Origin of the sequence: Marinibacterium profundimaris, from assembly GCF_002210095.1 — a bacterium.
Taxonomy (GTDB): Bacteria; Pseudomonadota; Alphaproteobacteria; order Rhodobacterales; family Rhodobacteraceae; genus Marinibacterium; species Marinibacterium profundimaris.
The window spans coordinates 407870-432999 of the sequence record NZ_AQQR01000001.1; the positions used below are offsets into that span (position 1 = coordinate 407870).

Annotated in this window: 22 protein-coding genes; 11 read left to right on the forward strand and 11 right to left on the reverse strand. The window is 67.8% G+C overall.

Translation table 11 applies throughout. The annotated features are described in order from the left end of the window. Positions 1-2 precede the first annotated feature (2 nt). Together ATO3_RS01890 and ATO3_RS01895 are read left to right on the forward strand one after the other, a co-directional pair. Complete coding sequence (locus ATO3_RS01890) at positions 3-1190, forward strand: ABC transporter permease (RefSeq protein WP_088648093.1); 1188 nt, start codon at positions 3-5, stop codon at positions 1188-1190. A 75-nt stretch (positions 1191-1265) separates the two neighbouring features. Beyond that, positions 1266-3353 (forward strand): dipeptide ABC transporter ATP-binding protein, encoded by a 2088-nt coding sequence (locus ATO3_RS01895; protein WP_088648094.1) that lies wholly within the window; start codon positions 1266-1268, stop codon positions 3351-3353. A gap of 1039 nt (positions 3354-4392) precedes the next feature. On the opposite strand, the gene ATO3_RS01900 is transcribed toward ATO3_RS01895, so the two are convergent. Then, positions 4393-5250, reverse strand: a complete 858-nt coding sequence (locus ATO3_RS01900) for a type IV pili methyl-accepting chemotaxis transducer N-terminal domain-containing protein (RefSeq protein WP_088648095.1) — start codon at positions 5248-5250, stop codon at positions 4393-4395. A 155-nt stretch (positions 5251-5405) separates the two neighbouring features. Then, on the reverse strand, positions 5406-5969 hold the full coding sequence (locus tag ATO3_RS01905) for a lytic transglycosylase domain-containing protein (RefSeq protein WP_233152028.1): 564 nt from the start codon (positions 5967-5969) through the stop codon (positions 5406-5408). Positions 5970-6374: 405 nt separating this feature from the next. Here ATO3_RS01905 and ssb point away from each other — a divergent pair, with 405 nt between their 5' ends. Continuing rightward, a complete protein-coding gene (gene ssb / locus ATO3_RS01910; RefSeq protein WP_088648097.1) occupies positions 6375-6902 on the forward strand; it encodes a single-stranded DNA-binding protein in 528 nt (175 codons plus the stop codon). 105 nt (positions 6903-7007) lie between these two features. On the opposite strand, the gene ATO3_RS01915 is transcribed toward ssb, so the two are convergent. The 4 genes from ATO3_RS01915 to ATO3_RS01930 all read right to left on the reverse strand — a co-directional run bounded on the left by ATO3_RS01915 (position 7008) and on the right by ATO3_RS01930 (position 10272). Next, entirely contained in the window at positions 7008-7187 is a 180-nt protein-coding gene (locus tag ATO3_RS01915; RefSeq protein WP_088648098.1) for a hypothetical protein, read from the reverse strand. Positions 7188-7357: 170 nt separating this feature from the next. After that, positions 7358-8242: a LysR family transcriptional regulator gene (locus tag ATO3_RS01920; protein WP_088648099.1), complete on the reverse strand. Its 885-nt coding sequence runs from the start codon at positions 8240-8242 to the stop codon at positions 7358-7360. 157 nt (positions 8243-8399) lie between these two features. Beyond that, complete coding sequence (gene aroB / locus ATO3_RS01925) at positions 8400-9548, reverse strand: 3-dehydroquinate synthase (protein WP_088648693.1); 1149 nt, start codon at positions 9546-9548, stop codon at positions 8400-8402. Positions 9549-9681: 133 nt separating this feature from the next. Then, a complete protein-coding gene (locus ATO3_RS01930) occupies positions 9682-10272 on the reverse strand; it encodes a shikimate kinase (RefSeq protein WP_088648100.1) in 591 nt (196 codons plus the stop codon). Positions 10273-10352: 80 nt separating this feature from the next. Here ATO3_RS01930 and ATO3_RS28955 point away from each other — a divergent pair, with 80 nt between their 5' ends. The 7 genes from ATO3_RS28955 to ATO3_RS01960 all read left to right on the forward strand — a co-directional run bounded on the left by ATO3_RS28955 (position 10353) and on the right by ATO3_RS01960 (position 15804). Beyond that, positions 10353-10502 carry a hypothetical protein gene (locus tag ATO3_RS28955; RefSeq protein ID WP_198963187.1) on the forward strand — a complete coding sequence of 50 codons (150 nt, stop codon included), beginning with the start codon at positions 10353-10355 and terminating at the stop codon, positions 10500-10502. Next, a complete protein-coding gene (locus ATO3_RS01935; RefSeq protein ID WP_088648101.1) occupies positions 10492-12063 on the forward strand; it encodes a hypothetical protein in 1572 nt (523 codons plus the stop codon). Before ATO3_RS28955 ends, ATO3_RS01935 begins: the two co-directional genes overlap by 11 nt. Then, complete coding sequence (locus ATO3_RS01940) at positions 12060-13013, forward strand: site-specific tyrosine recombinase XerD (protein WP_088648102.1); 954 nt, start codon at positions 12060-12062, stop codon at positions 13011-13013. The genes ATO3_RS01935 and ATO3_RS01940 overlap by 4 nt, the downstream gene beginning before the upstream one ends. A gap of 63 nt (positions 13014-13076) precedes the next feature. After that, positions 13077-14384: an HlyC/CorC family transporter gene (locus tag ATO3_RS01945; protein ID WP_088648103.1), complete on the forward strand. Its 1308-nt coding sequence runs from the start codon at positions 13077-13079 to the stop codon at positions 14382-14384. Between the two features lie 310 nt (positions 14385-14694). Then, a complete protein-coding gene (locus tag ATO3_RS01950; RefSeq protein WP_233152000.1) occupies positions 14695-14952 on the forward strand; it encodes a glycine zipper 2TM domain-containing protein in 258 nt (85 codons plus the stop codon). Between the two features lie 13 nt (positions 14953-14965). Further along, positions 14966-15331: a CREC-EF hand family protein gene (locus ATO3_RS01955; RefSeq protein ID WP_088648104.1), complete on the forward strand. Its 366-nt coding sequence runs from the start codon at positions 14966-14968 to the stop codon at positions 15329-15331. 110 nt (positions 15332-15441) lie between these two features. Further along, the gene (locus ATO3_RS01960; RefSeq protein ID WP_088648105.1) at positions 15442-15804 is read left to right on the forward strand and encodes a hypothetical protein; all 363 of its coding nucleotides are present in this window, start codon (positions 15442-15444) and stop codon (positions 15802-15804) included. A 108-nt stretch (positions 15805-15912) separates the two neighbouring features. Here ATO3_RS01960 and lpdA read toward each other — a convergent pair whose 3' ends face one another. After that, positions 15913-17307: a dihydrolipoyl dehydrogenase gene (lpdA, locus tag ATO3_RS01965; RefSeq protein ID WP_088648106.1), complete on the reverse strand. Its 1395-nt coding sequence runs from the start codon at positions 17305-17307 to the stop codon at positions 15913-15915. A gap of 382 nt (positions 17308-17689) precedes the next feature. Here lpdA and ATO3_RS01970 point away from each other — a divergent pair, with 382 nt between their 5' ends. Continuing rightward, complete coding sequence (locus ATO3_RS01970) at positions 17690-18169, forward strand: hypothetical protein (RefSeq protein ID WP_088648107.1); 480 nt, start codon at positions 17690-17692, stop codon at positions 18167-18169. Positions 18170-18237: 68 nt separating this feature from the next. On the opposite strand, the gene ATO3_RS01975 is transcribed toward ATO3_RS01970, so the two are convergent. From ATO3_RS01975 to ATO3_RS01990, 4 genes are all read right to left on the reverse strand, one after another. Continuing rightward, positions 18238-18816 (reverse strand): DUF924 family protein, encoded by a 579-nt coding sequence (locus ATO3_RS01975; protein WP_088648108.1) that lies wholly within the window; start codon positions 18814-18816, stop codon positions 18238-18240. 105 nt (positions 18817-18921) lie between these two features. Continuing rightward, complete coding sequence (locus ATO3_RS01980) at positions 18922-20199, reverse strand: MFS transporter (RefSeq protein WP_088648109.1); 1278 nt, start codon at positions 20197-20199, stop codon at positions 18922-18924. 200 nt (positions 20200-20399) lie between these two features. Further along, positions 20400-21563 carry a tRNA preQ1(34) S-adenosylmethionine ribosyltransferase-isomerase QueA gene (gene queA, locus ATO3_RS01985; protein WP_088648110.1) on the reverse strand — a complete coding sequence of 388 codons (1164 nt, stop codon included), beginning with the start codon at positions 21561-21563 and terminating at the stop codon, positions 20400-20402. A 45-nt stretch (positions 21564-21608) separates the two neighbouring features. After that, positions 21609-24977 (reverse strand): YhdP family protein, encoded by a 3369-nt coding sequence (locus tag ATO3_RS01990; RefSeq protein WP_158217890.1) that lies wholly within the window; start codon positions 24975-24977, stop codon positions 21609-21611. Positions 24978-25130: the final 153 nt, after the last annotated feature.

Below are 25130 nucleotides of genomic sequence, written 5' to 3' on the forward strand. Positions count from 1 at the left end.
TGATGGAGCCCCTGTCCACCCTGCAGATCGCCCTGCGCATCCTCGGCCAGTTCCTGCCCGTCTGGATCGCTCTGGTCGTGCTCTTCGCCGCCTCGATCCGGTTCAAGCGGAACCTGGGCCTTTACGGCAAGCTCTTCGACAGCGTCATCGGCATGATCGGCCTGGGGCTGGTGATGTTCTGGGTCTTCACCGGGATCTTCGCGGCGATGGACATGATCATCACCCATGGTCCGTTGGACCAGCTTTCGGGGATGAAGAACGAGCCCCCCGGCACGCCCCTGCCCGACCCGGAAGACGGCGCCTATCCCTGGTACCTCCTGGGCGGCGACAACCTGGCCCGCGACGTGTTCTCGCGCATGGTGAAGGGCGCCTGGATCGTGGTGCAGATCGCGCCTCTGGCGACGCTCTTCGCCTTCATGGTCGGCATCACGCTGGGCCTGCCGGCGGGGTATTACGGCGGGCGGCTCGACACGGTGCTGTCCTTCCTCGCCAACCTGATCCTCGCCTTCCCGGTGATCCTGCTGTTCTACCTGCTGGTCACACCCGAGATCGTGGCGACCGGCGTGCCGCAATACATGGCGGTGGTGCTGTTCATCTTCCCGCTGGTCTTCTTCGGCGTGCTGATCAACTCGCGCTACCGGTCGCAGCCGCGGCGGAACATGACGGTGCTGGCGATCGTGCTGATCCCGCTGGTGCTGGCCTACCTGTCGCTGATCAATGCGCAGGGGACCAGGATCGACTTCTGGCCGCTCGATCTCTTCGACGTGCCGGGCGGGATCCTTGTGGTCTTCGTCTCGGTCGTCTTCGTGAACGCGCCCACGGTCTTCCGGATCGTGCGCGGGCTGGCGATGGACATCAAGACCCGCGACTACGTGGCCGCTGCCCAGACCCGTGGCGAGGGGCCCTGGTACATCATGCTGTGGGAGATCCTGCCCAACGCGCGCGGGCCGCTGATCGTCGATTTCTGCCTGCGCATCGGTTACACGACGATCCTTCTGGGAACGCTGGGGTTCTTCGGGCTGGGCCTGCCGCCCGAGAGCCCGGACTGGGGATCGACGATCAACGAGGGGCGGAAGCTGTTGTCGATCTACCTGCATCCCGCCCTGCCCCCGGCCTTTGCGCTGTTGTCGCTGGTGCTGGGGCTGAACCTTCTGGCGGATGGTTTGCGCGAAGAGAGCCTTCGGGATTGATGGCAGCCGCCCGGGGGCTCTGCCCCCGGACCCCCGGAGGTATTTGTGACCAAGAAGAAGAACAGGGAGACAGGAATGGTGAGGCAAGCCTACGACGGGCCCATTCTGGAGATCGACAATCTCTCGATCTCCTTCTTCACCCGGGCGCGCGAGATCCCGGCGGTGATGGATTTCTCGGTCAAGGTGATGCCGGGCGAGGCCGTGGGGCTGGTGGGCGAATCCGGATGCGGCAAGTCCACCGTCGCACTTGGGGTGATGCAGGACCTGGGCAAGAACGGCGAGATCGTTGGTGGGACGATCAAGTTCAAGGGGCGCGACCTGAAGAGCCTGTCGCCGAAGGAGCTTCGGGATATCCGGGGCTCGGAGATCGCGATGATCTACCAAGAGCCGATGGCCAGCCTGAACCCCGCCATGAAGATCGGCCGGCAGCTGATGGAAGTGCCGATGATCCACCAGGGGCTGAGCGCCCGGGCGGCACGGGACCGCGCCTTGCAGGTGGTGACGGATGTCAAGCTGCCGGACCCGGCGCGCATCCTTGACGCATTTCCGCACCAGCTGTCGGGCGGGCAGCAGCAGCGTATCGTCATCGCCATGGCGCTGATGTCCGAACCCTCGCTTCTGATCCTCGATGAGCCGACGACCGCCCTGGATGTGACGGTCGAGGCCGCGGTCGTGGACCTGGTGCGCGAACTGGGCGAGAGATACGGCACCTCGATGCTCTTCATCTCGCACAACCTCGGGCTTGTGCTGGAAACCTGCGACCGGCTCTGCGTCATGTATTCCGGCGAGGCGGTAGAGACCGGATCCATCGAGGACGTGTTCGACCAGATGCGCCATCCCTATACCCAGGCGCTGTTCCGGTCGATCCCGCTGCCCGGCGCGAACAAGACCGCGCGGCCGCTCAAGGCGATCCCGGGCAACTTCCCCCTGCCCCACGAACGCCCGCCGGGCTGCAATTTCGGGCCGCGTTGCGACTACTTCCAGCCCGGGCGCTGCGATGCGTCCGAGGTCCCGATGGCGCGCGTGGCGGGCGACGACCGTCATGCGACGCGCTGCCTGCGGTTCGACGAGATCGACTGGCACGCGCCGGTGCAGGCCAGCGTGCCACAGGACCGGACAGAGCCGGGCGACGTGGTGCTGAAGGTCGGCAAGCTGAAGAAATACTACGAGGTCGCGGCCAACGCGCTTTTCGGGTCATCGGGCGACACGAAGGTGGTCAAGGCGAACGAGACGATCAGCTTCGAGGCGCGCGAATCCGAGACGCTGGCCATTGTCGGCGAATCCGGTTGCGGGAAATCGACCTTCGCCAAGGTGCTCATGGGGCTGGAAACGGCGACGGACGGCGAGATCGTCCTTTACAACCAGGACATCCAGTCGACCCCGATCGAGGCGCGGTCGACCGACACGGTGCGATCGGTGCAGATGGTGTTCCAGAACCCGTTCGACACGCTGAACCCTTCGATGACCGTGGGACGGCAGATCATCCGCGCGCTTGAGGTCTTCCGGATCGGCAGGACCGATGCCGACCGGCGCGAGCGGATGCTGCGGCTGCTGGACCTGGTGAAGCTGCCCCGCGAATTCGCCGACCGGATGCCGCGGCAGCTGTCGGGCGGGCAGAAGCAGCGGGTGGGTATCGCCCGGGCCTTCTCCGGCGGGGCGAAGGTGGTGGTGGCCGACGAGCCGGTCTCGGCGCTGGACGTGAGCGTTCAGGCCGCCGTCACCGACCTGCTGATGGAGATCCAGCGCGAGGAGAAGACCACGCTGCTTTTCATCTCCCACGACCTGTCGATCGTGCGCTACCTGGCAGACCGGGTCATGGTCATGTACCTCGGCCATGTGGTCGAGATGGGCACGACCGACCAGGTCTTCGCGCCGCCCTACCATCCCTATACCGAGGCGCTTCTGTCGGCCGTGCCGATCGCCGACACCTCCGTCCGGAAGGAGCGGATCGTGCTTGAGGGCGACATCCCCTCGGCGATGAACCCGCCGCCGGGCTGCCCGTTCCAGACACGCTGCCGGTGGAAGGCCAGGGTGCCCGGCGGGCTGTGCGAGGCAGAGGTGCCGCCGCTGCGGACCATGGCGGATGGGCACCAGATCAAGTGCCACCTGGCCGAGGCCGAGCTGGCCGGGATGGTGCCGGTCATCAAGGTCGCCGCCGAATGACCGGCGGGATGTCCCACGCGTGGGACAGTCTTCCGGACATTGGGTTTCAAGGGGTTACAGAGGCGCATTAACCTTCGTTTAACCAATCTGCGCCTAGGCTCTGGCAGGGCCGCGACGGATGAGTCGGGGCGGATATCAGAGGAGGATGGCACATCGTGCCGCGCGGGATCGTGCCGTGCGGATCATTGTAGGACCCTGAGGAAGGAGGCATTACCGAGGCACCGCAGAAAGCGCGGCTTATCGGTCGCGCACGGTGCATAGGACAGATCCGTCCCATCGGCAGAGGTCATCGCGCAGGGATCTCAGCCCGATGCAAGGCGCGCAACGGTCCGGAGATACCGGAACGGTGGCAGACGTGCTGCGGCATATGGCGCCGGGCGCGTGACGGCTGGCGCGAAGGCCGGGCGTGAGGGCCGGGTGTGAAGGCTGGGCGTGAAAGCCGGGCGTGAAGGCTGGGCCTGAAAGCCCGGCATGAAGGCTGGGCGTGAAGGCCGGTTTCGTCGGGCGTGATGGCGCCTCGGGCAGCAGGCGCCCCAGGCTGACGCGGGACGGAATGGGGACGGCGTCAGAGCCTTTGTCCGCACGCAGTGGCTGACGAACCCTGATCGACTGACGACGCGCAAGGGACCGGCATTCGGGAGGACTGCCGGCCGGACCAGACGCGGCATGAAAACAGACGCAGCATCAAAACAGATCTACCGTCAAAACAGACGCATCGTCGACGCATGGATCGTCAAAACATGCACTGGCAAAACACGCGCTGGCAAAACATGCACTGGCAAAACATGCACGGTCGAACCCGATGCACCGTCAAAACAGACCTTGCGGACACCACGCGGACATCCGGGGCTCAACACCGGACGACCATAGGGTATTCAACAGGCACCATCCGATCGAGCCCGGCCGCCCTGGAGAGGCGTTCCCGGGCGCGGCTGTCCCGAGACGGACCGGCCATGGTCCGGCGAAGGGGCACATACGAAGGAGCCGGAGTGCCGGGGTTTTCCCTGCACTCCGGCCGGCCCTCGGGGCGTTCCAGTGCTCAGATGTTTTCGTAAAGCCAGACGGCCTCATCTGCAGCGCCAAGAACACCGTCGATATTCGCCGCGACCTCGTTCAGAGCGATGGAGCCGGGCGTGCCCCCATCGATCACCCGAAGGAACTGTGCCCGCATCGGGGCCCAGAGATCGCGGACATATTCCAGTTGCAGCTGCAGATCCGGGTCCGGGAAGGCCACCAGGCCCATCTCCTCGTCTCCGTTCATCAGCCCCTCAAGGGACCGGTCGAACAGCGCGACCGTCACCGCCAGCGACGCGCGCAGGGTCTCGGGTTCGATCCCGGCGGCGATCAGGCAGAATTCCTTTGCCGCGCGCTGGGTCAGCATGCGCTGTCGGCCAGCCACGTTGATCAGCCGCGCCAGTTCGGGGCTGACCCCGCTGCCAGCGTTGGAGGCTTCCAGCGCCTGGACCACGTCATTGGCCGCCTTCACCGTGGACAGCGACCGCATCGCCACCTCGGGGAGCGAGGCCGTATCCTCGCGCGCCCGGCTCAGCGCGGCTTCGTAGCCGGGCCAGACCCGGTCGACCGACGACAGCGCCTCAAGCACGTCGGGACGATCCTCGGCCCGGATTTCGAGGGTTGTATTGCCGTCCCGCAGGCCGGCCAGCGCCGTCGAGAAACTGCGGCGCGCGGCGTCCCACATCGCCTCATGGGCCTCTGCCATCACGTTCTGGGACCGGAAACAGGCCGCGCGGGCCATCCGTTCGGACAGCATGCGCTGCTTGCCTGCAATGTTGATCTTTCGCTTGAGATCCGGCGCGACCTCTGCCGCGTGAACCGAAGACACGCACAAGATCACGCCTAGCACGGCACAGCCGAGCCGGTAGCTGAAACGAACCATGAAAACCCCCACCTTGGTCGATCGCTCGCAAGGATCAGGGTTAGGCGAATCGACTTTTCAATCCGTTAACGCGGGTGGGAAAAATCCGGGAAAGCGGCCAGAAGACCATGAAGAGCACAGCACAACGCATTGGAAAAATGCACTTTCCCAGGGCGTCAGCTGCCCCAGATCTTCTGCACGTAATTTTTCGTTTCCTCGTAGGGCGGGATCCCCTTGTGCTTGGTCACCGCCATGGGCCCGGCATTGTAGGCGGCCAGCGCCAGTTTCCAGTTGCCGAACTTGCGGTATTGCCGCGCCAGATAGCGCGCGCCCCCGTCGAGGTTTTCCGCCGGAACCGTCGGGTCGACCCGCAGCTGCTTTGCGGTCTGCGGCATCAGCTGCGCCAGTCCGATCGCGCCCTTGTGGGACAGCGCCTTGGGGTTCCAGCCGCTTTCCTGCTGCACGAGGTTGAGAAAGATCGCCTCGGGGATGCCGTGCTTGCGCGCGGCGGCCCGGGCCAGGTCATAGAATTCGCCCCGGTAGCTGCCGAAATAGGGCCGCGGCCCGGAACCGCTGTTCGAGGTGATCGTGTCGGGCTGCAGCCGCGTGGAATAGGCATATTGCGAGGCGCCCCGGGTATCGAGCACGCGCGCCTGATTCGCGAAGATCGCGGTCCGGTTCTTGGTGGAGAACACCGGATCCGCCGCGACCGGGCCAGAGGCCCCCGCCAGACCGAGGATCGCGCCGCCAAACGTTGTCGAGATCAGAAGAAATGCGCCGCGCAGGCGCTGCTTCACCGCTGCCGGCGTCCGGCCTGCTGCCGGTTTCGCCGCACCTGCCCGTGCTGCTTCAGCCAAACCCTCGTGCCCCGTCTTTGTTCCGGTGTTGCGCGTCATAATGCACATTTTTCACCGCCGTGCCAGAGAGCGCGGCCCGACCGCCCCTGCGGCGTTGCGCCCGGGCGTCGCGTCGAGGGGCCAATCGCGGCCGCCAGATGCCCCGGTCCGGGCCCCGCCGGACGGGTCGGAAGGGGAAGATACGCCGCGCCCCGAACCCGGTTTCTCTCACCTGCGCGGGGGTGTAACCTCTGCCCGACGCAGCGCCCGGATTCGCCGGACGCGTGAGGCTTGAAAGGACGAGACGCCATGGCCGGCTCAGTGAACAAGGTAATCCTCATCGGCAACCTGGGCCGGGACCCCGAGGTGCGGAATTTCCAGAACGGCGGCAAGGTGTGCAACCTGCGCATCGCCACGTCGGAGACCTGGAAGGATCGCAACACCGGCGAGCGGCGCGAGCGCACGGAATGGCATACGGTGGCCATCTTCTCGGAGCCGCTGGTGCGGGTGGCCGAGCAATATCTGCGCAAGGGGTCGAAGGTGTATATCGAGGGCCAGCTGGAAACCCGGAAATGGCAGGACCAGTCGGGCCAGGACCGTTATTCGACCGAGGTCGTGCTGCGCCCCTTCCGCAGCGAGCTGACCATGCTGGACGGTCGCGGTGAAGGCGGCGGCGGCGGTGGCGGCGGCTCCTACGGGGGTGGCGGATCCTATGGCGGCGGCGGCGATTACGACAGCGGCCCGTCGGACGACCGGTACGGCGGCGGGTCGTCGTCGGGTGGCGGCAGCAGCCGCGGTCCGATCTCGAACGACCTGGACGACGAAATCCCGTTCTGAGACGACAAGGTCCGGACCAGTGAGGGAGTTTCTGGCCCGGACCTGCCTGGTCTTGGCCTGGCGCGTGGAGGTCTCCGCGCCAGGCCGATTGCACCGGGGCCGTGTTCAGTGGGAGGTGAGGGCCCGCAGCCGGTCTTCGGTCAGAACCGAGGGGCCGGTGGTGCGATAGAGCCGCGAGACCTCGAAGGCCCAGCGGATGCTTTTGATGACGCGCGCGATGGCGGGGACGATTCGCGTCGGCGCGGCGGACGGCGCGGCGTGGTAGCCCGGAAGGGAATGTGCCATGGGTCGGATCCTTTGTCGTGTTCCAGGAGCGCCAGGCTGGCGCGATACCTGTAACTAAAGGCCCTGGCGGCATTTTCTCAAATCGTGACTGCGGAAGGCGTGATCGGCTGAGCCTATCACGGTGAGAAGGTACTGCGGGTAAGGGCTATCAAGACGAGCGCCCTGCCCGGTCAGGACCGCAGCGCCCTGGACAGCGCCTTGACCGCGGCGGGGACCGGATCGCGGCGCAGGGTCAGAAGGCCGATGGGGGTGCGGACCTCGGGCTCCGTCAAAGGCAGGCGCAGGATGCCGGGCTCTTCGGCCATGCCATCGGCAAGCATGGCGGGCGCGACCGTGGCCGAGGCGCCGCTGGACACCTGGGCGAGCATCGTCAGCAGGTCGTTGGTTTCCAGCACGGGCGACGGGCGGCTGCCGGTATGGGTATCGAAGACCTCGTCGAGAAAGCGGCGGTTGCGCATGTCCTGGGTCAGGAAACACAGCGGCAGCGCGGCGGCCTCGGTCCAGGTGGCGTGGCCCGAGGCGCGCGGCGCCATGGCCGCGGGGCAGATCAGCACGTAACTTTCCTCGTAGAGCAGCTCGGCCGGGGCCAGGGCGCGGGGGCGTTCGCCTTCAAGATAGCCCACCCCTGCGTCCAGCGAGAAATCCTCGAGCCCGCGATGGATCTGGCCGGTGGACAGCGCGTAGATCCGGATGGCAAGACCGGGATGCTGCGCGCGAAGCCCGGCGGGGACGCGCGCGACGTGGGCCAGCGCCGTGGGAACCACGCCGATGGACAGCGTGCCGGTCAGTTCGCCCCGCGCCGCGTCCAGATCCTGGCGCAGGCCGTCCATGTCCGACACCACGCGGCGGGCCCATTTCAGCACCATGTCGCCTTCGGGCGTGAAGCCCTGGAACCGGTTGCCGCGCTGGACGATGGGCACGCCAAGCGCCAGTTCCATGTTGCGGATCCGGGCCGAGAACGCCGGCTGAGAGATCGCGCAGGCCTCGGCCGCGCGGGCGAAATGGCGATGATGCGCCAGCGCCACCAGCAGTTCCATGTCGCGCAGATCGGCCATGCCCTGCCCCCCTTTGACGCTGTTCACACGGTCCGGCGGCACCTCCCTGCCGCAGGATCCGGGATTTACTCTACCGGCCCTGCCGGGTCCGGCCTATGGTTAACATGGGCCGGGCGGCCTTTGGGGCAAGTACCGGGCGGGCATGGGTAAAATCCGGTCAGTCCCGTGCCGCAAGCGCGTCCTGCAGCAGGCCGCGCACCGTGTCGCGCGGCACGTCCGAGGTAACGAAGGCGTCCCCGATGCCGCGCGCCAGGATGAAGCGCAGCTTGCCGTCGATCACCTTCTTGTCCTGGCCCATCAGCTCCAGCAGGCCATCGGCATCGGGCAGGTCGCCGGGGATGTCCGACAGGTCGGTTGTCATGCCCATGGCCTTCAGATGCGCGCGGACGCGGCTGGGATCCTCTTGCGGGCAAAGGCCAAGGCGCGCGGAGAGCTCGAACGCCAGCGCGCAGCCGATCGCCACGCCCTCGCCGTGCAACAGACGGCCGGAATAGCCCGTCGCGGCCTCCAGCGCATGGCCGAAGGTATGGCCGAGGTTGAGAAGCGCGCGGTCGCCCTGCTCCGTCTCGTCGCGGACGACGATGTCGGCCTTCATCTGGACGGACCGCGCCACCGCCTCGACCCGCGCGGCGGGATCGCCGGCGGCCAGCGCGGGGCCGTTCCTTTCCAGCCAGGCGAAGAAACCGGCGTCGCCCAGCATGCCGTATTTCACCACCTCGCCATAGCCGGCGAGGAAATCGCGCGGCGCCAGTGTCGCCAGCACATCGGTATCGGCCAGCACCAGCGCGGGCTGGTGGAAGGCGCCGACAAGGTTCTTGCCGTGGGACGTGTTGATACCGGTCTTGCCGCCGACCGAGCTGTCGACCTGCGCCAGAAGCGAGGTCGGGACCTGCACGAAGCGGATGCCCCTGCGCAGCACGGCGGCGGCAAAACCGCCAAGGTCACCGATCACGCCGCCGCCGAGCGCGATCAGGATGTCGCGGCGCTCGATCTTCTCGGACAGCATCCAGTCGACGGTCTGCGTCAGGTAGTGCCAGCTTTTCGTGGATTCCCCGGCCGGCAGGGTCAGGGCGACGCTGTCGATCCCCGCGCCCGAGAGCCCGGCGCGGAGCGGGTCCAGATGCAGCCCCGCGACGGTGTCGTCGGTCAGGATCGCCACCCTGGGCCGGTGCAGCAGCGGCGCAATCAGATCGCCCGCGCGGGGCAGCAGGCCGGGGCCGATCCGCACGTCATAGGCGCGGCCCTCCAGCGGGACATGCACCGACGTGCCATCGGTGCCTTGGGTCTGGGTCGTGGTCTCGGTCATGGTGTCCGTCATCGTTGTCTTGGTGAGCCGTGAAAGGCGTGATCCGTGAATGGCCGGTCTGCGGGGACGCATGGGCCGCGTCGCGCCGGAAGGACAGGCGTGGGTCCGCCCGGGCGTGCGGCGCCGCGCCGACTTAGCCGGGTTCCAGCACGTCGGGGCGGACGGCCAGCGCCTCGATGACCCGGTCGGCCATTCCCTCGACCGACACGGTCGCATCCGAGGGGACCGTCAGATCGGCCAGCGCATAGATCGGCACGCGGTCCTCGTAGATCCGCGTCAGCGCGCCGCGCGGATCGGCGGTGCGCAGCAGCGGGCGCGTGTCCTTGTGGCGCACGCGGTTCCACAGCGTGTCGAGATCGGCGTTCAGCCAGACTGACACGCCCAGCTCGGAGATCATCCGGCGGTTGTCTTCGGCCAGGAAGGCCCCGCCCCCGGTCGACAGGATGCCCGAGCGTTCCGACAGCAGACGCGCGATCACCTGGCTTTCCTTGCGACGAAAGAACGGCTCTCCGTCGCGGGCGAAGATTTCGGGAATGGACATGTTGGCGGCCGCCTCGATCTCGGCGTCGCTGTCGGCAAAGGCCACGCCCAGTTTCTGTGCCAGGGCCTTGCCCACCGCGGTCTTGCCGGCGCCCATCATGCCGACCATTACCACGGTTTTCTTCAGCTTTCCCTTGCCCTTCGGCTGTGCAACGGTCACATCAACGTGCTCATTTCCGCTCATGGCCCTTCAATGACGTGAACTTGTGCAAAAGGCCAGTTATAGTTTGCGGAAAAAGACTCGATTGCAGGCAAAGGAACTCCATGGGCCGTCTTCTGAAACTACTTCTCGTCCTGGCGGTGCTGGGATTTGCCGCGTTGACGGTCTACGCGTATATCGGGCCCTATTTCGGGGTGGATTTCTCAGCGCCGCAGGGCGAGGTGCGCAAGCCGGTGACGTTGGATGCGGATTGACGCAGCGCTTGCGCTGATCTCCCTGTCGCTGGTGCCGCTGGCCGGCCCCGCCCCTGCGCAGGAGCCACTGTCGGCCATCGACTGGCTGCGGCGCAACCCGCCGCAGGTGCCTTTGGCCGCCCTGCCCCCGACCTATTTCGCGCCCAGCCCGGGAACGGAACCTCCGGTGACCGACGGGGTTTCGGCCCCCGAAATCGTGGTGACGCCGCTGGAGGACACGCCGGTGGCCGTGGGGCTGGTGCCCAACACGGTGACCGGACTGCCGCCGACGCTTTGGCAGGGCAGCGCGACGCCGGTGCTGGCGCGACTGGTGGCCGATGCGCCGGTCAGCCAGAGCCCGGCGATGCAATCGGTGCTGTACACGCTGATGTTGGCCGAGGCGCAGCCGCCGGCCGACAGCGGCAAGGTGCCGGGGCTGACGCTGGCGATGCTGGACCGGCTGATGGACCTGGGCGCGGTGGAGCCGGCCGAGGCGCTGGCGCGCCGGGCCGGGCCCGCGCGCTCGCCCGAGCTGTTTCACCGGTGGTTCGACGCGACCCTGCTGACCGGGACCGAGGATGCGGCCTGCGCGACGCTGGCGGTCAACCCGCACCTGGCGCCGGATTACGCGGCGCGGGTCTATTGCAGCGCGCGGCGCGGCGACTGGCCGGCGGCGGCGCTGATGCTGGATACGGCGATCGCGCTGGGGGATCTGCCCGAGGCGCGCGGCACGTTGCTCGAGCTTTTCCTGCACGGCGATCTCGACGGTGGCCTGCTGCCGCCGCCAAGCCTGCCGGTCTCGGTCGATCCGCTGGATTTCCGGCTTTACGAGGCGATCGGAGAGCCCCTGCCCGCCCAGGGGCTGCCACGGGCGTTTTCGCATGCGGACCTGCGCGACGTGGCCGGCTGGAAGGCCCAGCTGGAGGCGGCCGAGCGGCTGGCCCGCACCGGGGCGCTGAGCGCGAACCGGTTCCTGGGCATCTATACCGCGCGCGAGCCTGCCGCCTCGGGCGGGATCTGGGACCGGGTGCAGGCCGTGCAGCGGTTCGAAACTGCGCTGAACACCGGCAGCGGCGAGGCGATCGGCAAGACGCTGCGCCCGGCCTGGGACGCGATGCGCGCCGCCGGGACCGAGGTGACCTTTGCCACGCTCTTCGCCGACCGGCTGGCCGCGACCCCACCGTCCAGCCCGGCCGCCCAGGCTCTGGCCTGGCGCATCCGGATGCTGTCCGACAGCTATGAGCGCGCCGCGCGGGATGCGCCCGAAGGATCCGAGGCGGCCTTCCTGGCCGGCATCGCCCGAGGCCGGCCCGAGGCGGGCGCCGGCGCGGGCGACGTGGAGCGCGCCATCGCCGAAGGGTTCTCAGACGCGGCAGAGCTGCCGCGCCAGCTGCGCGATCTGCTGGACCGGGGCGCCCTGGGAGAGATGATCCTGCGCGCCATCGCGCTGTACAAGCAGGGCACCGACGGCAACCCCGATGCGCTCACGGATGCTCTTGCAGCGTTCCGAAGCGTCGGGCTAGAGGACACGGCCCGCCGCGCCGCCCTGCAACTGATGCTTCTGGAGCCCCGCCACCGATGACCGCCCCCTCTTCACCCGCGCTGTGGATCTCTGCCTTTCTGGAGGCCCAGGCCGCCGAGATGGGGGCCGCGACCAACACCCAGCTGGCCTATGCGCGCGACCTGCGCGACGTGGCCGAATGGATGGCCGCGCGGGATATGGATTTCGCCCGGGCGGAACGCCACGACATCGAGGATTACCTTGTCGGCTGCGACGCCCAGGGCCTGTCAAAGGCCACCCGCGCGCGGCGGCTGTCGGCGATCCGGCAGCTTTACCGCTTTGCCTTCGAGGAAGGCTGGCGCGCCGACAATCCGGCGATCCAGATCCGGGGCCCCGGGCGCGACCGCAAGCTGCCGCAGACCCTGGACGTCGACGAGATCGACCGGCTGCTGAATGCCGCCCGCGAGACCGGGCGCACCCGGGCCGACCAGCTGCGCAACACCTGCTTGATGGAACTGCTTTATGCGACCGGAATGCGGGTGAGCGAGCTTGTGTCGCTGCCCGTCTCGTCGGCGCGAGGCGATCCGCGGATGCTGCTGATCCGCGGCAAGGGCGACAAGGAACGCATGGTCCCGCTGTCGCCGCCCGCGCGCGAGGCGCTGCGCGACTGGCTCGACATGCGCGACGCGGCCGAGGACGACGGGCGGACCAAGGGGCGGCCCGGCTCGCCCTTCCTGTTCCCGTCCCGCTCGCGCGACGGTTACCTGACGCGGCACCGGTTCTACCTGCTGATCAAGGAGATCGCCGTCTCGGCCGGGGTATCGCCCGACAAGGTGACGCCGCATACCCTGCGCCATGCCTTCGCCACGCATCTTCTGGCCAACGGCGCCGACCTCCGGTCGATCCAGACGCTGCTGGGCCATGCCGACGTGGCCACGACCGAGATCTACACCCATGTGCTGGACGAACGGCTCAAGGAACTGGTGCTGGAACACCACCCGCTGGCGCGCGACGACGCGGCCAAGGCGTGACACCCTTGAACCGGGCCGGGCGCAGCCCCATAACCACCCGGTAGAAACAAAACGTTCGGGACAATGGAGACAGGTGACACGGTGCTCGACAGCGCATTCTGGCTGACTTCGGGCGGCATTCTTATGCTGCTCGTCTTTTCGGCCTTCTTTTCGGGATCGGAAACCGCGCTGACCGCGGCCTCGCGCGGGAAACTGCGCAGCCAGGCCGACAAGGGATCGCGCGGGGCGCAGAGCGCGCTGGAGATCACCGAGGACAACGAGCGGCTGATCGGCTCGGTCCTGCTGGGCAACAACCTGGTCAACATCCTTGCGACCTCGCTGGCGACGGCGCTGTTCACCTCGCTGTTCGGTGAAAGCGGCGTGGCGCTGGCCACGCTGGTCATGACGCTGATGGTGCTGATCTTCGCCGAGGTGCTGCCCAAGACCTATGCCATCACCAATGCCGAGACCGCCGCCGCGGCCGTGGCGCCGGTGATCCGGCTGGTGATCCTGGTGTTCTCGCCTGTCGTGCAGGCCGTGCGCTTTCTGGTGCGCGGGGTGCTGCGGGTCTTCGGTGTGCGGATCGACCCCGACAGCCATATCCTTGCCGTGCGCGAGGAAATCGCGGGCGCGCTGCACCTGGGCCATTCCGAGGGCGTTGTCGAAAAGGAGGACCGCGACCGGATCCTGGGCGCGCTGGACCTGGGCGACCGTTTCGTCGAGGAGATCATGCTGCACCGGTCGGGCATCGAGATGATCGACGCCTCGGCGGAGCCCGAGGCGATCCTGGAACAGGCGCTGCAAAGCCCTCACACCCGCCTGCCCGTCTACCGCGACGAGCAGGAGAACATCATTGGCGTGATCCATGCCAAGGACCTGAGCCGGGCGATGTACGCGCTGATCGGCGGGCCGTCGGGCAACCGCGGGCAGCTTTCGGATTTCGACGTGACGGCCGTGGCGATCCCGCCCTATTTCGTGCCCGAGACCACGACGCTGGATGACCAGATGCGGGAATTCCTGCGTCTGCGCACCCATTTCGCGCTGGTCGTGGACGAATACGGCAGCCTGCGCGGCCTGATCACGCTGGAGGATATCCTCGAGGAGATCGTGGGCGAGATCACCGACGAGTTCGACACCGAGGTGGAGGCGCAGATCGACAAGTCGGAGGACGGACAATTCCTGATCGACGGATCGATGACAATCCGCGACCTGAACCGCGCGACCGACTGGACCCTGCCGGACGAGGAGGCCAACACCGTCGCGGGCCTGGTGATCCACGAGGCGCAGTCGATCCCGGTGGTGGGCCAGGTGTTCTCTTTCCACGGGTTCCGCTTCGAGGTGATGGGCCGCGACGGGAACCGGGTGACGCAGCTGAAGATCCGGCCGCTCTGACAGGCGGCCTGTGGTGACCGGACGCGGCCCCTTTCCGGGGCCGCTTTTCGTTTGGGGCGCGCGCCTTCGGCGCGATCCGGCGTGGCGAGGCGCCGCCTGCGGCAGCGGGCTGCCGGTGGCGCCCTTCGGGCGGGTGTGCAAGTGGCGCCCTCCGGGCGCGGGCCGGTCCGGATCGGCATCCATGCCGGCACTGTGGCCATTACGCGCAAATCGATCCTGCCGTGTCGCCGGATTGCGCTTCGTCATTGCCGCGCGGCGGGCCACATGCTCTTGTTCCGCATACGGAACATTGCATGACGAGGACAGGACGATGACACCGAAAAGAGCCCTTAGCCCACTTGCGCTGCCCGCTGCGCTGGCGCTGTTTGCGATCCAGGCCTGCGCGCCGGCTGACACGGTCCAGGGCCAGCAGCAGCGGCACGAAGCCGCCTGCATCGGCGGCACGCTGGCCGGCGGCCTGGTCGGCGGCGTTGTCGGCAGCGCCTTTGGCGGCGGCGCGGGCCGCTCGCTGATGACCGCGGTCGGCGCCGGCGCCGGCATGATCGGCGGCAACGCCCTGACCTGCTAAAAGGAGCATTTCGATGCACATGACTTTCTTCCGCGCCCTGCCCGTCGCCTGTCTTGCCGCGCTGGCCTGCGCGACCCTGCCCGCCACGGCACAGATGGCCGAGATCAATTCCGGCCATCTTGCGATGCTCGACGCGGACGGCGACGGCGCCATTTCGAAGCCCGAGTTCGACACGTTCTCGAATTTCGCCTTTGACCAGATGGACACGAACGACAACGGCATGATCTCGGCCTCGGAATACGGGCAGGCGCTGCCGGCCGACGGGTTCGGCGACCTGGATCTCGACAACAGCGGGGATCTTTCGCAGGACGAGTTCAACATGCAGATGTCGAAGGATTTCGCGGCCGCGGATCGCGACGGCAACGGCCTGCTGGACTGACCATGGCGGGCGGCCGGGCCTTGCCACCGGCCGCCTTGCGCACCAGAGCGGACTGGCGGGCCGTCGGTGCCGAGGCTAAGTTGGGATCACGTTCTGACAGGAGATCCCAGATGACGACCCGCCGCCTGTTTCTTGGCCTGGCCCTTGCGCTGGCCGCCCCCGTTCTTGCCCCGCCCGTCCTGGCCGCCGAGCAGCATGGCAGCCGCCGGCTGGAAAACGGTTTGACGGAAATCACCGGCTTTCTTGACCGGGTCGAGACCGAGGCCAACCATTTCCAGCTTATCGTGACCGCCGACGGCGAAAAATGGACCGTCGATTTCCCGGATCCGCCGGCCAACGCCAACGACACGCCCGTCGGGCTGCAGCTGAGCGAGGGGATGGAGCTGACGATTCAGGGGCACCAGGCGCAGGACACCGCCTACCGGATGCGGGCGGATGTGCTGATCATCGACGGAACACCCTACGAATTGTGAGCACTGGCGCTCGCCCTGCGAGGCCCGGGGAGCATACGTACCCCTCTGAAACGACACAGCGGCCCGGGTGATCCGGGCCGCTTTTTCATGTCCGCATATGGACCTGCGTCAGAAGTGGATCGCGCGCCCGTAGGCGTCGAGCACCGACTCGTGCATCATCTCCGACAGCGTCGGGTGCGGGAAGACGGTGTTCATCAGGTCTTCCTCGGTGGTCTCAAGCTGGCGGCCGACCACGTAGCCCTGGATCAGCTCGGTCACCTCGGCGCCGACCATGTGGGCGCCCAGAAGCTCTCCGGTCTTGGCGTCGAAGACGGTCTTGATCATGCCCTCGGGTTCGCCCAGGGCAATGGCCTTGCCGTTGCCGATGAAGGGGAACTTGCCGACCTTGATGTCAAAGCCCAGCTCCTTCGCCTTGGCCTCGGTATAGCCGACCGAGGCGACCTGCGGCTGGCAATAGGTGCAGCCCGCGATGCTTTCGGGTTTCACCGGGTGGGGGTGCTGGCCTGCGATCAGCTCGGCCACCATGACGCCTTCGTGGCTGGCCTTGTGCGCGAGCCACGGCGCGCCGGCAATGTCGCCGATGGCATAGACGCCCTCGACCCCGGTGCGGCAATATTCATCCGTAACCACGTGGGTGCGGTCGACCTTGATGCCGGCCTCTTCCAGGCCCAGCCCCTCGACATTGCCGACGATGCCCACGGCCGAGATGACGGTGTCGAATTCGTGCTTTTCGGTCTTGCCGCCGCTTTCGATATGCGCGGTGACCTTGCCCTTGCCGCGGTCCAGCTGCTTGACGCTGGCCTTCTCCATGATCTTCATGCCCTGCTTCACGAACTGCTTCTTCGCGAAGGCGGCGATCTCGGCGTCCTCGACCGGCAGGATGCGGTCCATCACCTCGACCACGGTCGTGTCGGCGCCCAACGTGTTGTAGAAACTAGCGAATTCGATGCCGATCGCGCCCGACCCGATGACCAGAAGCTTCTTGGGCATGCGCGGCGGAAGAAGCGCGTGCTTGTAGGTCCAGACCAGATCGCCGTCGGCTTCCAGCCCGGGCAGTTCGCGGGCGCGGGCGCCGGTGGCGAGGATGATGCTCTTGGCCGTCAGCTCCTCGGTGCCCTTGTCGGTCTTGACGGTGACCTTGCCCTTCCCGGCAAGCGTCGCCTCGCCCATGATGGCCTCGACCTTGTTCTTCTTGATCAGGTGGCTGACGCCCGAGCTGAGCTGCTTGGCCACCCCGCGCGAGCGTTTGATCACCGCGTCGATGTCATAGCCGATCTTGTCCGCCGAGAGGCCGAAGTCCTTGGCGCGTTCCATCAGGTGGAACACTTCGGCCGAGCGCAGCAGCGCCTTGGTCGGAATGCAGCCCCAGTTGAGGCAGATGCCGCCCATGTGTTCGCGTTCGACGATCACGGTCTTCAGGCCCAGCTGAGCGGCGCGAATGGCCGCGACATAGCCGCCCGGACCTGCCCCGATTACGATGACGTCATAGGATTTCGCGGCCATGTCCTGTCCTCCTGAACCGGTGCACCAGAATTAGTTTAGCATTAAACTATTTGCCGGCACCCATCAATGCCGGCCAACGTGACATTTGTGGCCGTGCCTGAAAACCCCCGGGCGCCCGAAAACTGCGCCGCTTGCGGGCGATGCGTACCGGGACCGGGGCGCGCGCGCCACGGAGCGGGATGCCGGTCTTCTCTGAGTGCATTGCATGGAGCATTGCATGGCGCATTGCGTCCTCCTCCTGCCCGCGTCCCTCTGCGCGACTGCGCCGTTTCCTGCGATCCAGTGCCCCCGCGGCCTCAGGCCAAAGGCGATTCCCGGCGCCATCTTGACCCGGCGACAGGCGCGCTGAAAGGTGAATTTACCTAGTGTGGAGTGTAGGACAATGGCCCGGGTTCTCAAGGTTATCGGCAATCTCATACTGGCGTTGCTGAATGCGACGCTGATCCTCGTCGCGCTCTGCCTCTGGCTGGCGCTGCAGGTCAGCCACAGCGCCGAACGGGTGGTGGACCGCGCCAACGAGGCGGTGGCCCAGATCCACCCCGTCACGGTCGAACTGCAGGGGCTTCAGGACGAAGTCGCCGGGCTGCGCGCCGATCTCGACACGATGGCCACCGGGGCCAGCGACCAGGCGCAGGCCGCGGCGGAGGCGGCGCAGGCGCGGATCGACCAGATGCAGGCGAAGATCGACGCGGTCGAAGAACGGCTGGCCGATCTCAGGACCCTGCCCGACCAGATGTCCGGCGGCATGTCGAGCGATCCCCGCGACGAGATGCTGGAGATGCTTCAGCTGGGTCTGCGCATGATGCAGAACGCGATGCAGTCCGGCAGCCTGCCCCCGGACACGCAACCGGCCGGGGAATGACCCCGGCCAGGACGCTTGTCTGGCAAAGTCGCGGCAGCTGAACCGCCCCCGCGCGCCGGGGGACGGATTTACCCGGCGGCCTGAAGCTCGCGCACGGTGCGGCCGTAGCCGCCTTCGTTCACGTATTCGGATTCGTTGGCCGTGGTCGACCGCGACAGCGCCTCGTTGCGGTAGGGGAAGCGGCCGAACTGGCGGATCACCTGACGATGCGCCCGGGCATGCAGCATGTTGCGCGCGCCGGTCTCGGGCATGCGCTCGGCCAGCAGGCGCACACAGCGTTCCTGGTCGCACAGGCTTTCGGAATGCATCATGGGCACGTAGAAGAACTGGCGCGCGGGCTCGTCGATCTTCATGTCCCAGCCCTTGTTGATGGCCACCTTGGCGGCCGCCAGCGCCGCACGATCGGTCGAGAAGGCCTTGGCCTGCCCCCGGAACATGTTGCGCGGAAACTGGTCCGTCAGGATGATATAGGCCAGCACACCGCTGGGATGGGTCAGCCAGAGCGAATAGGACCCTTCGGCCGCCGATTGCCAGGCTGCGCCGAACCGGTCGCGAATGGTCTCATCCAGCGCGTCGTCCTGTTCGTACCATCCGTCTTCGCCGACCTCGTCCAGCCAAAAGGCCAGGACGTTCTCCGCACCCACCATCGCGACAATCCTCCGTGTTCGCGTAAAACCACTGAATCCAGTTAATGTCTTTCGACTTTGACGCAACAGTCACGATTTGCAACCGAGCTGACATATCCACAGCCCTCAGGCGGCGGCTTCTGTCTCATCCTCGTCTTCTCCGGCCTCGATGACCATTTCCTGTGCAACTTCCATGGCGACCGATGTCAGCGTGGGCGCGACCGAGGCATAAGCGCCGGCCTCGTCCAGCGGCACCGAGGCGCGCTTGGTCGAGCGGTAAGCCGCGTATCCGGACAGCGCCAGCAGCAGGCCGCCGATGAACAGGAAGAACCCCGAGGGCCCGAAGATCGCCGGGCTCATCAGCCAGCCGGTGATCAGCGGCCCGGCGATGGCGCCGCAGCCGTTGATGAAGATCAGGCCGCCGGAGGCGGAGGCCATGTCCTCGTGCGCGAGGTGGTCGTTGGTGTGCGACAGCAGCAGCGAATAGAGCGGATTGGTCATGCCGCCCACGACAAAGGCCGCGCCCAGCAGGATCGGAAACCCTTCCTCGGCCCACATGCCCAGGATCGCGGCACCGCCACCGATCAACCCGCCGATGAAGATCAGCATGCGCCGGTCCATCCGGTCCGACATCCAGCCGATCGGATACTGAAGAAACAGCGCGCCGACATAGAAAGACGCGACGAAGATCGAAATCTGGCCCAGCGTCAGCCCGACGGCGGCCCCGTAGACCGCGCTCATCCCGAAGAGGCCGGAATAGACCCCGCCCAGAAGGAAGATGCCGATACAGCCCAGCGGAGAGCTTTCGAAGAGGCGGCGCAGGGTCATCGGCTTCGATGTCTCGTAGGCCGGGGTCGGCGTGACCGACAGAAGGATCGGCGCGAAGGAGACCGAAACCAGGACCGAGGCGACGATGAAGACCTCGAACCCGGCCGGATCGCCGATCAGCAGGGCCCCCTGGGCCGAGATGATGCCCAGCGTCTGCACGATCATGTAAAGCGACAGCGACTGGCCGCGCGTCTCGTTCGTGGCGGCGTTGTTCAGCCAGCTTTCGGCGGTGACATAGACGCCCGAAAAGCAGAAGCCCACGATGCAGCGCCCCACCGTCCAGGCGATCGGATTGGTGAACACCGGGTAGGGATAGAGGATCATCACCGCCGAGATCAGCGAGGCCAGCGCCGCGAAGACGCGCACATGGCCCACGCGGCGGATCATCTCGGGCGCCAGCCGCGAGCCGCCGAGGAAGCCCAGGAAGTAGCCTGACATGACGAAGGACATCTGGAGCGTCGAGAACCCCTCGATCTCGCCGCGCACGCCAAGCAGCGTGGACTGGATCCCGTTGCCCAGCATCAGAAGCATCATGCCGAGCATCAGCGCCCAGGTGCTGGAGATCACCTTGATCATGGCGGGGCCTTTCCGTTCTTGTCCTTCGGGCCGGCGCGGGGCCGGATCGGTCTGAAGCGCGTTTCGGTGTCCCGGCCGGGATCCCTGCGCATGGTGTCCCCGGTCCAGGTGTCCGGAGGTCGGCGGTTCGGGCCGCCCGGATCGCCGGGCGGGGTGTGGTTTGGGCGAGGGCCGAAGCCCCCGGCCCGGCCGGGCCGTGCTCAGCCCTCGTCTGGGCGATTCGAGGCGTCGCCGTCCGCAGCATGAGCGACATCGGTTAAGTCGCATTTGACGCATGCGTCTTCCCGGTCCGTGTCGGGCACAAGCAGCGACGCGTCGCCGTAGGAGAAGAAGCGGTACCCCTGGGCCACCGCGTGATCGTAGACGGCGCGGATCTCCTCGATCCCGAGGAAGGCGGAAACCAGCATCATCAGCGTGGATTTCGGCAGGTGGAAATTCGTCATCAGCCCGTCGGCCACGCGAAAATCGAAGCCGGGGGTGATGAAGATGTCGGTCTCGCCCAGCCAGGGCGCGATGCGGCCGGTCTCGCGCGCGGCCGTCTCGATCAGGCGCAGCGCGGTGGTGCCCACGGGGATCACCCGGCCGCCGGCGGCGCGGGTGGCGGCGATCTCGGCGGCGGCGTTCTCGCTGACCTCGCCCCATTCGGCATGCATCTTGTGATCGGCGATGTCGTCGACCTTCACCGGCAGGAAGGTGCCGGCGCCCACGTGCAGGGTGACGCGGGTAAACTCGACTCCCATCGCCGCCAGCCTGTCCAGCAGCGGCTGGTCGAAATGCAGCGAGGCGGTGGGCGCCGCGACGGCGCCGGTGCGCGCGGCCCAGACGGTCTGGTAATCCTCGGCATCCTGCGCATCGGCGGGGCGGCGCGCGGCGATATAGGGTGGCAGCGGCATGGCGCCGGCCTGCGCCAGGGCGGCGTCGAAGGCGGCACCGTCAAGGTTGAAGCGCAAATGGCCCTGCCCGTCCCCGACGCCTTCCAGCCGGGCCGAGAGACCGGCGGCAAACTGCACCTCCTCGCCCACACGCAGCTTCTTCAGCGGCTTGATCAGGGCCGACCAGCTGGCATCGGGGCGCGGACCCAGCAGCGTGACTTCGATCTTCGCCTCCGTCGCCCCCTGCGCGCCGTCACGCCGACGCAGCCCCGAAAGCCGCGCGGGGATCACCCGCGTGTCGTTCAGCACCAGCCGGTCGCCGGGCCGCAGCAGGTCGGGCAGGTTGTGGACATGCCGATCCTCGACCCTCAGGTCCCGCGGCCCGGAGGCCGCACCGCGCGCCACCAGCAGACGCGCCGAGGATCGCGGCCTGGCAGGCCGCGTGGCAATCAGCGCCTCGGGGAGGTCGAAATCGAAATCGCTCAGTTTCATGGCGCCGCCCTAGCTGTCCCGCAGGGCCTGCGCAAGCACCCAGCGTCAGCGATCCTCGCCGCTGCGCGGACGAAAGCGCGTGCCGCGCTGCTGCGGCTCGGGCTCGGGCGGGGTCATGCCCTCTGGCAGCGGCTCGGTCCGGCTCTTGCCGACGCTGGGCGCCGGGTCGCGGAACATGTCGCGCAGGAAGCCGGGCGCCAGCGCCGACAGCGGGTTGACCGAGACCTGCGGATCCGAGGCCGGCCCGCGCAGGCGGAAATTGACCCCGATCAGCCCCTCGCCCTTGCGGGTCATGACCGAACCGATCGCATTGAGCATGTAGAGCGGCGACAGCACCCCGCGCAGGTCCAGCGTGGCCGAAGCCAGGTCATAGATCCCGTCCAGCGAGATCCCGATCGACGGCCCCACCGCCGAGGCCGACAGCAGCGTCAGCCGCGTGGGCGTGAGCCGGAAGCGCGCGTCGACCTCGGAGAAGACGATGCCGTTGCCCGACAGCTCGTCCACCAGCCCGACCAGCGAGATCGAGTTGAGCAGCGCGCCGATCCCCGTGCCGTCGCGGACATTGGTGTTGGTCACGCGAAGCGTGCCGTCAAAGCTGCCCTGTCCCTCCGCCGGCTGCAGGGTCAGGGTCAGCGCGCCGCCATAGGCCTGTTTTATGATGCCCGCGTCGCGGAACAGCCCGCCGGCATCGGCCGCCTGGATCTGGAACGCGCTGCGCCCGCCCTGCGGCGCGACCCGGCCCGAAATCGGCGTGCCGCCGTTCATCGCCCCGGTGAACGTACCGCTCAGCCCGCCCTGCGTGGTGAAATCTCCTCTCATCGCGGTCAGCGCCAGTCCCTTGGCAATCTGCAGCCGGTCCAGCGAGACCGACAGCGGCGGCGCGTCGACATTGCCGCCGCCACCGCCTTCGCCGAACTGCGCGCTCGCCAGGTTCAGCGAGCCGCCGTTGATCACCACCGCAGGCGCGCGCCCGGCGCCGCGCCCGCGCAGCTCGGCGCTGACATCCAGCCAGTTGCCCATGCGGAACCGGTCGAACCGGGCGCGGTCCAGCCCGCCGCCCGCCTGCGTCGTGACCGAGCCGGTCAGCGACAGACCGTTGCCGCTGAGCGCCACGCGGTCCAGCACCGGGCGCGGCCCCAGCCTGCCGCGCACCTCGAGCGACCCGGTCGCGCCCTGCGACAGGCGCCAGCCCAGCGGCGGCACCGACAGGCCGATCCCGTCGAGATCGGTGCGCAGCTCCAGCCGCGGCGGCTCCTTCGGGGGCAGGTCCAGCGCCACGTCGCCCCAACCCTCGCCAGTGACATAGCCCGGCGGCAGCGTCACGTTGAAGGTCTCAAGCGCCCGGGTCGACAGCCGCACGCGTCCCTCGACCCGGCCGCCGACCCCGGGCTGGCCCAGCGGCTGGGTCCAGGTGAAGCTGGCCGGGATCCCGCTGATCTGCCCGTCGCCCGAGATCTCCACGTGATCGTTGTCGACGAAAAGGTCGAGATCCTCGGCCGCAAGCTCGTGATCCGGCACCAGCACGGTGCTGCGCGCGTCGGTCACGCGGCCGCTGGCATGGTATTCCATGTCCTCGACCAGGATTTCCGGCTGCATCGGCAGCGCCAGCGTCCCGCTCAGCGCCAGATGACCGGAGGCAAGATCCACCGGCAGCCCCGCCTTGCCCAATACGTTCAGCGGCGGCCGGTCGAGCAGCGACAGCGCCGCGGTCGGCGTGCCCTGCCCCGCGATCCGCAGCACCGCCGGCGTGCTTGGCTTGGCCCGCACATCCGGCACGATGAACGCCGTGCCCGACACATCCATCGCGCCGCCCGCATCCCCCATCACGATGCCCGAGGTCGCCGTCGCCACCAGCCGGTTGTCGACAAAGCTCGCCTCTCCCGCCAGCTCCTGCAACGGCGGCAGATTGGGCGAGAACTGCACCTCGCCTCCGGCGAAATCGAAATCGGCATAGACATTGGGCTCTGCCGCGCCGGGCGCCCCGCGCACCGCCACGTCGACATCCAGAAGCCGACCGGCGCGCACGTTCTTCTCGACCCAGATCCGCGGCTTGACCAGCGCGGCGGTGGGCCAGATCTGCAGCAGCCGCGCGGCCTCGATCTCGGGGATGCGGCCGTTCAGCGCAAAGCGCCAGCCCGCCCCGGTCGCCGCCACGGACCCGTCCAGGTGGATCGGGTTGCCACCGTCGCGGATCAGCGCCTCGCCCAGCGTCAGTTCGAACGGATGCAGCGAAAGCCGGAAATCCGCCTGCGCGCCATCGAGCGAGAGCGGCTCGGGGTAGACCCCGGCGGGGTTCAGCGACAGGTCGGTTGCGCCCACCTGCCCCACCAGCGCCTCCAGCCGGCCCTGGTCCAGCCCTGACAGCCAGGCCTGGCCTTCCAGCGTGCCGCCGCCCCAGCCACTGTCGAAGGACAGCTCCTGGAAGGTCAGCCGCGCATCGGCGGGATCGAAGGAGACATAGGCCCGCGCGCCCTCGAAGGGGACGGGCCGGGTTTGATCGGTGGGCTGCAGAACGCCGGCGCCGATCCGCAGCGTGGCGTTCAGCGGCAGCACGGTGCCATCGTCGGCGGTGCCGCCGCGCAGCGCGCCCGAGATCGGCGCGCGCAGCGGTTCCAGCCAGCCAAGCGCCGGGGCCTGCAACGCGATGTCGCCGGCAGCCATGTCGTTGACCTGGATGCCGAACGCCGCCTCGCGCGTCTCGATGGAACTGTCGTAGCTCGCCTCGAGCGTCGCGGCGTAGCTGCGCCCCGACAGCAGGTTCAGCGCGGCGGCCAGGCTCAGCCGGTCGCCCCGGCGGTGCATCATCAGCCGCCCGTCGTCGACCGTCCAGCTGCGCCCCGACAGCGCATCGTCATAGCGCAGGGTCACGGCGGTCAGCTCGAATTCGGTCAGCGCGTCCAGCGGCGGCTCCAGCAGGCGTTTTTCCCAGGACTCGATCAGCTCGGCGAGGCTTTCGGCCTCCTCCACGATCTCGCCGGTGCCGCCCAGATCCAGCGCCACGCCGCCATCGGCATTGCGCCGGAAACTGGCGCGCGCGCCGGTCAGGGTGATCTTCTTCGGGTTCAGCTGGCCGCGCAGCAACGGACGCATTGCCAGGCTGGCCTCGGCGCTGGACAGGTCCAACAGCACCCGCCCGGCATCGTCGGTGACACGCAGGTCCTCGACCCCGATCCGGGGGCGCCAGCCATGGCGGATCACGAAGTGCATGTCGGCGAAATCGACGCGATATCCGGGCAGCGACCGTTCCACGGTGGCCGAGACCACGTCGCGCATCCAGGCCGGGGCGGACAGCGTCTGGCCCTTGAACATGGCCGCCAGCAGCAGCGCCAGCGCGCCCAAGATCACCAGTCGGCAGATGTGCCGCCAGAGCACGCGCAGGGTCCAGTGGCGGCGCTTGCGCGGGGGCCGTCGCATCCGGCGCGCAGCCCTCTTCTCCGCGCGGGCGGCCTTCGCCTTGGCCCGGGCGTCGTCCACGGGAACCTGGGTCCCGGGGTCCTGAGAATGCGGCATCTGCCCGTCGGCGCCCAATGCCCGGTCCTTTCTGTCCTCCGGTCCCCGACCGGAACG

What these genes read in the sequence shown, in the direction of transcription:
- ATO3_RS01950 (WP_233152000.1), top strand. Translation starts at nt 14,695, where the DNA reads ATGACACCGAAAAGAGCCCTTAGCCCACTTGCGCTGCCCGCTGCGCTG.
- ATO3_RS01915 (WP_088648098.1), bottom strand. Translation starts at nt 7,187, where the DNA reads ATGGCACATTCCCTTCCGGGCTACCACGCCGCGCCGTCCGCCGCGCCG.
- ATO3_RS01930 (WP_088648100.1), bottom strand. Translation starts at nt 10,272, where the DNA reads ATGAGCGGAAATGAGCACGTTGATGTGACCGTTGCACAGCCGAAGGGC.
- ATO3_RS01900 (WP_088648095.1), bottom strand. Translation starts at nt 5,250, where the DNA reads ATGGTTCGTTTCAGCTACCGGCTCGGCTGTGCCGTGCTAGGCGTGATC.
- ATO3_RS01940 (WP_088648102.1), top strand. Translation starts at nt 12,060, where the DNA reads ATGACCGCCCCCTCTTCACCCGCGCTGTGGATCTCTGCCTTTCTGGAG.
- ATO3_RS01970 (WP_088648107.1), top strand. Translation starts at nt 17,690, where the DNA reads ATGGCCCGGGTTCTCAAGGTTATCGGCAATCTCATACTGGCGTTGCTG.
- ATO3_RS01935 (WP_088648101.1), top strand. Translation starts at nt 10,492, where the DNA reads ATGCGGATTGACGCAGCGCTTGCGCTGATCTCCCTGTCGCTGGTGCCG.
- ATO3_RS28955 (WP_198963187.1), top strand. Translation starts at nt 10,353, where the DNA reads ATGGGCCGTCTTCTGAAACTACTTCTCGTCCTGGCGGTGCTGGGATTT.
- ssb (WP_088648097.1), top strand. Translation starts at nt 6,375, where the DNA reads ATGGCCGGCTCAGTGAACAAGGTAATCCTCATCGGCAACCTGGGCCGG.
- ATO3_RS01955 (WP_088648104.1), top strand. Translation starts at nt 14,966, where the DNA reads ATGCACATGACTTTCTTCCGCGCCCTGCCCGTCGCCTGTCTTGCCGCG.
- ATO3_RS01980 (WP_088648109.1), bottom strand. Translation starts at nt 20,199, where the DNA reads ATGATCAAGGTGATCTCCAGCACCTGGGCGCTGATGCTCGGCATGATG.
- ATO3_RS01895 (WP_088648094.1), top strand. Translation starts at nt 1,266, where the DNA reads ATGGTGAGGCAAGCCTACGACGGGCCCATTCTGGAGATCGACAATCTC.
- ATO3_RS01975 (WP_088648108.1), bottom strand. Translation starts at nt 18,816, where the DNA reads ATGGTGGGTGCGGAGAACGTCCTGGCCTTTTGGCTGGACGAGGTCGGC.
- lpdA (WP_088648106.1), bottom strand. Translation starts at nt 17,307, where the DNA reads ATGGCCGCGAAATCCTATGACGTCATCGTAATCGGGGCAGGTCCGGGC.
- ATO3_RS01990 (WP_158217890.1), bottom strand. Translation starts at nt 24,977, where the DNA reads ATGCGACGGCCCCCGCGCAAGCGCCGCCACTGGACCCTGCGCGTGCTC.
- queA (WP_088648110.1), bottom strand. Translation starts at nt 21,563, where the DNA reads ATGAAACTGAGCGATTTCGATTTCGACCTCCCCGAGGCGCTGATTGCC.
- ATO3_RS01945 (WP_088648103.1), top strand. Translation starts at nt 13,077, where the DNA reads ATGGAGACAGGTGACACGGTGCTCGACAGCGCATTCTGGCTGACTTCG.
- ATO3_RS01890 (WP_088648093.1), top strand. Translation starts at nt 3, where the DNA reads ATGGAGCCCCTGTCCACCCTGCAGATCGCCCTGCGCATCCTCGGCCAG.
- ATO3_RS01920 (WP_088648099.1), bottom strand. Translation starts at nt 8,242, where the DNA reads ATGGCCGATCTGCGCGACATGGAACTGCTGGTGGCGCTGGCGCATCAT.
- aroB (WP_088648693.1), bottom strand. Translation starts at nt 9,548, where the DNA reads ATGACCGAGACCACGACCCAGACCCAAGGCACCGATGGCACGTCGGTG.
- ATO3_RS01960 (WP_088648105.1), top strand. Translation starts at nt 15,442, where the DNA reads ATGACGACCCGCCGCCTGTTTCTTGGCCTGGCCCTTGCGCTGGCCGCC.